This is a genomic window from Candidatus Culexarchaeum yellowstonense (genome assembly GCF_024707025.1).
Classification (GTDB): domain Archaea; phylum Thermoproteota; class Methanomethylicia; order Culexarchaeales; family Culexarchaeaceae; genus Culexarchaeum.
Genome location: NZ_JANGFQ010000240.1, coordinates 1 through 3837, shown reverse-complemented (window position 1 = coordinate 3837; position 3837 = coordinate 1). Strand labels below are relative to the sequence as shown.

Annotated in this window: 5 protein-coding genes; all 5 read left to right on the top strand. The window is 40.3% G+C overall.

The window, feature by feature from the left end:
* Nucleotides 1-46: 46 nt before the first annotated feature.
* The 5 genes from MRT15_RS12010 to MRT15_RS11990 all read left to right on the top strand — a co-directional run bounded on the left by MRT15_RS12010 (nt 47) and on the right by MRT15_RS11990 (nt 3716).
* A complete protein-coding gene (locus MRT15_RS12010; RefSeq protein ID WP_304330529.1) occupies nt 47-301 on the top strand; it encodes a hypothetical protein in 255 nt (84 codons plus the stop codon).
* A gap of 10 nt (nt 302-311) precedes the next feature.
* Nucleotides 312-2483, top strand: a complete 2172-nt coding sequence (locus MRT15_RS12005) for a hypothetical protein (protein ID WP_304330528.1) — start codon at nt 312-314, stop codon at nt 2481-2483.
* 51 nt (nt 2484-2534) lie between these two features.
* A complete protein-coding gene (locus MRT15_RS12000) occupies nt 2535-3116 on the top strand; it encodes a hypothetical protein (protein WP_304330527.1) in 582 nt (193 codons plus the stop codon).
* A gap of 130 nt (nt 3117-3246) precedes the next feature.
* Nucleotides 3247-3462 carry a hypothetical protein gene (locus MRT15_RS11995; RefSeq protein WP_304330526.1) on the top strand — a complete coding sequence of 72 codons (216 nt, stop codon included), beginning with the start codon at nt 3247-3249 and terminating at the stop codon, nt 3460-3462.
* Nucleotides 3459-3716: a hypothetical protein gene (locus MRT15_RS11990; protein WP_304330525.1), complete on the top strand. Its 258-nt coding sequence runs from the start codon at nt 3459-3461 to the stop codon at nt 3714-3716. Before MRT15_RS11995 ends, MRT15_RS11990 begins: the two co-directional genes overlap by 4 nt.
* The last annotated feature ends 121 nt before the right edge of the window (nt 3717-3837 follow it).

Here is a 3837-nt window from a genome sequence, read left to right as displayed (position 1 = left end):
TACGATGAAGAGTTAACCAAGAAACTTTGGGAGGTGGTTAAAAGGCATGATGAAGAATGAGGAAACAAAAATGTGGATAACGGAAATCTATGTTGGATGGATGAAGGAAGACGAACTATCCAAACTTGTCGAAGCATTAAAGTATTGTAAGGAGCATGATAAGGACGGAGACTTCAACTACAAGTTTGAGGGGGAAACACTACTCATACTCAGCCCAACAAAGGATAAAGCTCATAGAAGGGGGATGTATTTTCATAAGAGATTCAATGTTTATTATGAAGTGAAGCAAATAAGTTTATAGGGGGTTGAAAATGGCTCAAGAATTTGTTTCTGAGTTAGAGAAGATTATGCCTGCAATTGAACTCAACTTCCCTTCAAGCCCAGCCTTCGGTCCATACAGGAAGATTATGCCTCCAGAGAGCGTTCAGCATCCAGCGAAATTCAATGTCTATCTGGTTGAATTTCTAATAAAGAACTTCACTAGGGAGGGGGAAATAGTTCTCGATTGCATGGCAGGGTGTTATGATGAGGAAACAGAAGTTTTAACAAGAGCCGGTTGGAAGAGGTTTAGTGAGATAACGTTTTCTGATGAAATAGCTACACTCAACCCCGCCACATGGTGTTTAGAATATCAAAAACCCTTGGGGATTATAAAAGCCCACTATAAAGGTAAGATGTATAAGGTGCGGACAAAAGAAATAGACCTCCTCGTAACGCCAAATCACAACATGTTTGTGGCCTTTAGAAGTTCTCTGAAACCGAAACAGGAATGGAAGTTCTCACTAGTTCCGGCAAGAGACATATTTGGCAAATATGTAATCTATGCAAGAGACTTCGTCTGGAACGGTATTAGGAACGAAGAATACATAACACTTCCCAGTCTGACGAGCAATAATCAGTTTAAATATCCTGAAGTAAAGATTCCAATAGATACCTTCCTCCGTTTTCTGGGGTACTACCTAGCTGAAGGTTTCACGTTTATTTCCAATCACATATATCGCGTAACAATAGCAACGAATTTTAAAGATAAATATCATGAGAAAATTGTAAGGGCTGTTGAAGAACTCGCTAAGTATCTAGGAAGAAAAATTAGATTGGACAAGAATGGTCGTATAACCTTTTCTGATAAGCGTCTCGCACTCTATTTGTCGAAATTAGGTAACGTTTACACTAAACACATCCCCAGAAACATCTTAGAACTACCTCCCGACAAGCTGAGGGTGCTTTTAGAGGCCCTAGTTGAAGGTGACGGTTGTAAGAAGGGAGAGGGAAGAATGGAATTTTACACAGTTAATTCAAAGCTGGCTGATGATGTTCAAGAGCTTGCCTTAAAATGTGGTTATGTAGCGGTTAAAATAAACTTGAAGCCTAAAAAAGGCGTCTTCATTGACGGTAGAGAGTTGAACGGCAAACCCTCTTTTGCCGTAAGCATCACTACGAGGTGTAAACGACCCCGCGTATATATCAAAAGGAATCTATGGGATGCAAATAAACGTTGCATAAATACAAGTTGTGTTGAAGAATGGGTGAATTATGATGGTATGATATACTGTACTGAAGTGCCTAACCACATTATGTTGGTTAGAAGAAATGGCAAAGTAGTGTGGTGCGGTAATACGGGCATTCTAGGGGTTATAGCTGCCCTTCACGGTAGAAATGCAATTCAAGTGGAGCTGGAGAGACGCTTCTATGACTGGATGGAGAAGGCTAGGGAGAACGTTGAAAAGCTTCCCACACTTTCAAGGAAGGGTTGGATCGTGAATATATGTGGAGACGCTAGGAAACTAAGTGAACTTTTAAGTCAAACTCAACCATCCACAATAATTACGAGTCCACCATATCTCACTGATAACGTTAAGAGGAATAGTGAAGAGTTTTGGAGGAGGGTTCATGAGCTTGGCAAGAGGTGGGGTTCGAAGCCTCCAGCAGGAACTGAGGAGAAGCAGATGAAAAGTGAGAGTAACATTGGAAACCTACCCCTAGGAAAAATAGATGTAGTGCTTACATCACCACCATTCACTAACACTGCAACTGAAAACCCAAATGTTGTTGAGCTTCAGAAGAAAGGATGGGTTAAGGGTGGAGACATGGCTAAATTTCTACCGTCAAACCTAAGTAAAGAGAACATTGGAAATCTCCCATTTGGAAACATTGAAACAGTTATTAAGGGCTTGATGACTAGGGATGGTAAGCCAACATATCTGAGTGAAATGTTCAAAGTCTACCTGGAATGCTTCAAGGTTTTGAAGCCTAATGGCTTGATGATCGTGGTTGTGAAGCCTTTTATTCGTGGGAAGAAGCCAATAGACCTACCCTACCATACATATATCCTCTTATCTCATTGTGGATTCGTCTTGGAGAAGCTGTATAAACTTAGGTTGAGGCAACAATCCTTTTGGAGAATATTATACCATCGCAAGCATCCAGAAGTACCAATAATAGCCCATGAATGGATCCTAGTATGCAGAAAACCTTCAACTTGAATGAGTTAGAAATATATTTTTCCACTTTGTTAGATTGTTTTGGTGGGTGGTTTGACTGAGCTTTGGGGTATAGCTTACAGTTTGTCCCCTCTTATTGAGCGTAGGTATAATGATATTATAATAGATTCGGTGAAAACGGAGGAATATGTTAAGAAGATTATAGAGAAGAAGTTTAAGGGGAGCAGGACGGATTTTGAGATGGAACTTAGGCGTGAGCAAGAGTGGTATGGGCGGCCTCGTGAGTTGATGATAAGAGTTTGGATAAGGGATATTGTTAAGGGTGAAGTTGAAGAAGAATACTTTAAGTTCATAGGGCGTGAAAAGGAGTGGGATACGAGGAAATACGTTGATAAAATTCTTACTTATCTACGTGAAAACAAGCTTCCATACATTCTAAAGGTCTTCAAGAATATTTCGGATATTAAGTTCGTGGAGGATGAGCTAAAAGCTACTGCCAGTCGAATTAAAAAGTTTCCAGAAGGAGAGTATAGAGTAGTAGTTTTTGCAATTCCAGATCATGAGGAAGATCCACCTGAAGAATCAAGCAATGACTACCTCTATCTAGCCATTGGCTTAGCCTCCGCAGGTATGCCCATACTGTTTAGGCTTATCAGTAAAGCCTTTAAACATTAGCCAGCTATAACCATATTTTGCATTGAATATTGGTGGTCTATTTTCTACTTGACATCATGTTTTAATTTTTCTGTGTAGTAGTAAGCTTTAAATATTAGTATTGCTTTAAGTATATGGTGAGGTGGAATGTTTGAAGGTTAAGGTTGAATTGACTGGCTATATAACTCTTGAGCAATATAATTCCAGCATTGGAAGACGTGAAAGGTTTGAGCCGATTACAGTGAAGCTTTCAGAGGTTGAAGTTGAGGTTCCAGATGAGCTTGTGAATGTGTTGAAGGTTATACCGAACTCAAGTTTAAGAGTTAGGGTTGAAGGTGAAAGGATATTGGAGGTGGAGAGGCAATGAGCGAGAAAGGTGTAGAGCAACTTAACTTCTTCGATAACGTTTACAGTATTGGCGAAGATGCGAGGAAGGTGTTGAAGATACTGCGTGAGAAGGGTGTAACTGAGAGGGAGATAATGAACTTCGTAATAGCCATGAATGCATACTACCGCTTCAAGGATACAGTGCTTCAAGATGAAATCATCAACCTTTCAAATCAAATTGGAAGCTTCCTATACCAATTGAAAATTCGAGGGGGGATGGGTAAAAATGGGTGAGGAGGCTAAGTCTCTTTTGGAGTTGAAGGTTAGAAGGGAGGATTATGACGTCATAATTGAGGATGAAGGCTTCTTCCTCCGCCTGCATCCAGTACCTGTCTTTGGAGCTGATGGTAGCATA